General features: G+C 57.4%; 2 protein-coding genes. Both read right to left on the bottom strand.

Going from position 1 to position 4644, the window contains the following annotated elements:
* Window positions 1–1093: 1093 nt before the first annotated feature.
* Window positions 1094–2896 carry a cytochrome P450 gene (locus GWC77_RS26925; protein ID WP_173262304.1) on the bottom strand — a complete coding sequence of 601 codons (1803 nt, stop codon included), beginning with the start codon at window positions 2894–2896 and terminating at the stop codon, window positions 1094–1096.
* A 154-nt stretch (window positions 2897–3050) separates the two neighbouring features.
* Window positions 3051–4265, bottom strand: a complete 1215-nt coding sequence (locus GWC77_RS26920) for a hypothetical protein (protein ID WP_217283427.1) — start codon at window positions 4263–4265, stop codon at window positions 3051–3053.
* Between the last annotated feature and the right edge of the window lie 379 nt (window positions 4266–4644).

The following is a 4644-nucleotide window of genomic DNA, read 5'->3' as shown; positions in this document are numbered from 1 at the left end:
TGCAACATGCGCCGCGCGTCAATCAACAAACGCTTGTCAGCGTCAATCAACATCGGCATCATCAACCTCGCCGCGACATTCTCATCTTGTTTGTCGCGCGTCTCTCATCCAGATTGTCGCGCCACACCAGAGGGTCTCTCAAGTTTTGCGAGATAGATCCTACCTGCTCTACCTGCAGTCCGGGGATCCGTTGCACGATATCCCTTGCGGGTACGCCCGCTTTGATTAACGTCTTAATCTGGCTTTTGATCTCGGGCAGGAAGTGCACACCATTGGGCGTTTTAATTCCGCCGGCTCGCGGGGGAATCACTACCCCATGCTGCTGTGCGCCGAGCTCGAAACAGTTAGCTGGTAATCGAGGTAGACGAGGCGCGGCAAGCTCACGTTCGACAACGGCCGACGTGTAGCGTGTCGACGAATTCGCCAACGGTGGCAGCGGACGTTCGCCCGGAGGCGGTATTCCTATGAGCGGCCACTCAGCGGGTGGCTTTGCGTCCGTAAGCATCTCGCCAGGCCCGGGCAGGCGGAGTGCCGCTGTGATCCGGGACTGCGGCAAAGCGCTCGCGAACATGGTCTCCGGATTGAGAAGCGGACGCCGGGACACCAGTCCGTCGAGCCGACTGTGAGGCCTTGTTGGTGTCGCGATGCTCGGTAAGCGGGCATTCGCCTGTCTGGTGCCTGACCCGTCTGGCGCCGACGCAGGAGGAATGTGGTTCGACGAGGCGATGGCAAATGCGTTCATTTCCGACTCCCCACTGGATAAACGGGTTTGGTCGCGATAAGGCAGGTGCGTCGTGCGATTCAAGTGATTAGGACTACCAAGATAATCGAAAAGTCGAGCCACTCGGTAGCAGGGCTGTCCGATCCGTTGTCTTCGACCTGCCCGTTCGGATCACATGCAGCAGTTCGGCACCAGCGAGGGCGACGTGGGCACACTGGCGACAGAATCAGTATCGCCGGCTTGCCGATCAGCTTGGAGCGCATCACGAATTCATGATGCGGGACGCGAATCGTCGACATCAAGCGCTTCGAACAGATATGTCGAGATATTGCGGGCGGAGTACGCGATCACGCCGACGGTGGTCACCGTTATTCAATCGCGCGTCACGAAGTTCAGGCGTAACCCGTGCGGCATCATGGTGAACGAAAGGCGTTCCTCGACCGAAGCGCAGGCGGGCGAGACAGACAAATGAAAATTTCTACACAACATTGCGATTGCACATTTGATCTCGAGCATCGCCAGGTTTCGTCCCGGACAATACCTGGGGCCTGAACCAAAAGCGACGAACCGGGCATCGCGAGGCAGGGCGTTTTCTCCTTCGGCGATCCAACGATCGGGGTCGAACGTTTGAGCTCGGACATAGTGTTGCTCGAGCAAGTTTGGATAGCGCGTCAGCAATATGATGATCGTTCCCTTCGGAACCGAAACACCGTCGAGTTCTACGTCGTTCAACGGTTCGACTACAAGGAACGGCGCCACGGGCTTGAGCCGCATGGTCTCGTTCGCTACTGCGTCGATGTAAGTAAGCTTGTCGGCCTGCCCCGGATCTGTCAGCAATTTTTCGGTGCCTAGTACAGCGTCGACTTCGTCCTGCATTTTTCTTTGAACGGCAGCGTTGCTGCACATGAAGTGCGTCATCCATGCAATCGTGTTCGCCGTTGTATCTTCGCCGGCCAGCAGCAGGGTGAACACGTTCGCGAATATTTCGTCATCGGTAAGCGGGGCTTGACCTTCTTCCTGTGAACCCAACAGTGCCTCGAGCAAGTTGCGAGGTTGCGATCCGTCGCGCGGATGCTGCGCCAATCGCGATCGGTTGCTCGCGATCAGGTCGGAGATAAACCGGCGGACCGCACTCAGAGAACGATCAAGCGCTCGGTCGGAAGGCATTTTTACGTAGCGCCAATAAGGAAATGGCGCATAAAGGCGGTTGTTCAACGCAGGGAAGACCCGTGCAAGGTGCGTTTGCAGGATATCGCCGTCGGATTCGATGGTATTCATGTCATAGCTGAACGCAAGGCTTGCCGTGACGTCCACCGTGTACCGCATAAGGTCATTTTGTATATCTACCGGGACGTTCCTGAGTGCTGCGTTGCGCCAGCGCCCATGCAATCGCGCGAGTATCTCGTGCAGCGACGGAAAAAAACCTCGCAGGCAAGATGCGCCCAATGCTTTCGCAACCAACGGACGCTGCCGGCGCCAGGCGTCGCCTTCGGCGGAGAACACGCCGTTCGTTCCGATCTCCGTCATGATCAGCTCAAAAGCACTCCAGCGACGATAGTGATCCGGTCGGCGACGCAGAATCTGGCCGACGAGTTGAGCTTCTGCGATGACGACGAAGGGACGATTCATGACCTTATAGGCATACATCGGCCCGAATTCGCTACACCACGCCTCGAGAGTGAGATGTAATTTCTTGGGGGCAAGATGAAATAAGGAGCCTACCCAGGGAAGCCCTTTGGGACCAGGAAGTTGATCGATCGAACGGAGGCGGGCAACCGCTTGCGCTTTAGGAACATTGCCGCCACTTGTACATCGCGCTTTCCATGCGAGTACTTCGGATCGGTCGACCATGATCCTGTCACCATCGACGAATGCTTCGAACCTCTTCAGATCGTTCACGGTGCCGCCGACGCCGCGTCCGGACGCGCAATCGAACTGCCAACCATGTCCGCGACAGGTCAGCACGCTAGCGTTGATGGAACCTTCTGAAAGTAGGCTGCCTTGGTGCGGGCAGCGGCCCTCGAAGATTGCTATGCATTCGGCGGTCCTGACTACGGTCAATTCCACGCCGTCGATCTGCACCGTTGCGGCGCTATTGGCCGCAAGTGTCGGCTTCAGTGCAACGACGACTTTTTCACTGGAAAGCGAATTCTGCTCGGCCACGCGGACGTTCATGCTTTACTCCGAAGCTTCGGGTTTGTTCGGCATTTCAATGCTGAGCCCACGCTGCCGGGGTTGCTGGAGAATGGGCGCGGGTTACGCCGTGTGAGGACCGGCCTGAACGATTCCGTGCGGGCGGGGGATGCCGATTCCCGCAGTAGGAGAGTATCTAGTCCTCGAGCTGCTTCCACCACCACGCAGCTGCGGGAATCGGTGGGGCTTCGATGCGCGGGTCGCTAGGAGAATCGCGCCAAGAGATGTGGTAGCTCGCTCCTTCCACAGGTAGTGGATGGCGATTGCGCGGGCTGGCATAGCGCGGCGCATCGTTCATCCATCGAATACAGCCGGCGATGTAATGTCCCAATCCGTCAAGGTAGTGGATAAGATCGTGGCATGCGCCGGCCCGGATCTTGTCTCTCAACCTGAGAAAAAGCGTCATCGTACGATCGCGAAGTGCCACTGCGTCGCGCAACGCAGCGGCGGGGCTGCAACCGAGATCGGTGGCAATCACATTCACAATGTTTTGCTCAGGGGTGTCGAGGCTGTCTTCCTTGGCATAGGAAAAAAGATCGTTATCGCAACTCACGATGAACCCGGCTACGTCTGTCACCGCTTGCACCGGGGCGGAATAGAGCGCCTCCGGTGGAACATCAATATCATTGGCGATTTCACTGAACGTGCTATTCAAGCGCGTGCCGTTGGCCGACGGACGCATTGCCACATAGTCGTTCAACGTTGGCATGATGCCGCGTTCAGTATTGCCTGTCATCCACGCCGCACCAAATAGCCAGTCTCGCACGGCTTCCTGGAAGCGCCGGAGTTGACAGGGCGTAGTTAGCGCCCAGGTACGCGTAATCAGGTCTTCCAGCGCAACGCCGAGCGAGGCTGATTTGACCTTGATGGCGCCCGGTGCTTCAAGCGCACGCGCAATCCGTGCGCTCAGTTCGACCACGATGGCGGTGCGCGATGGTTGGTGTGACCCGGAGTCATGCCAATCGTCGAGCGCAAGTGCCCAATGGACCCACTCGATGAACAACAGCAGCGGCTCATCACGCCCATACGGGATTGTCCGGCACATCAAATCGGTACAGCGGTTCGCTATTCCCCAGGCCCGGTCTGTTTCATTGCCATACAAATCCATCTTGTCCACCCATGCGATTGCGCGGCGTTCAAGCTCTGCCACATTGCGATGGATGAGGGATTCGATCGGGCAATAGAAGGGGGGTAACTTCCACCCGATGTCGGATTCACGCACAGCCGGGTTGTCTCCCGGATTCGCTGGCAACCTGCGTGACTCGCATTTCAGGTGATCGAGTGGTGGCGCGGCTGTCTCAATTGTCGTCTCGTGCGTCGTCAGGCTGGAAGCTAAAGGCAGACGGCTCATTGGATACCCCAGTGCATTCGTCTATTACGAAAAATCATGACGCCGCGGCTCTGACCCGGTCACGCGCACCGCAAGACGTGACAATAACGTTTCCGCAGCCATACCGACACAGCAAAAGCATCTAGACAGGTAATTCAGTCGATAGTGCAAGTTGCATACGGAGTTTGGTAGGAAATAGTGGGGTACGCTAGTGTTGTGCGAACATTGGACGAACAATGCGAAGCATCGTTGCTAGGAGTTGGACTCGGAATTGGCCTCTTTTGAATTCCGAGTGGGTGATGTTAGCGGGTCAAGGGCGGGCGTAAGCCCGGCGCAGCGAACCCTTGAGGCGCTCTGAATCGACAAGCTGAGGTATGGCTGGTTGCGGCAGAATGCGGCA

Origin of the sequence: Paraburkholderia sp. NMBU_R16, from assembly GCF_013282575.1 — a bacterium.
Classification (GTDB): Bacteria; Pseudomonadota; Gammaproteobacteria; order Burkholderiales; family Burkholderiaceae; genus Trinickia.
This window is presented reverse-complemented; position numbering and strand designations above follow the sequence as displayed.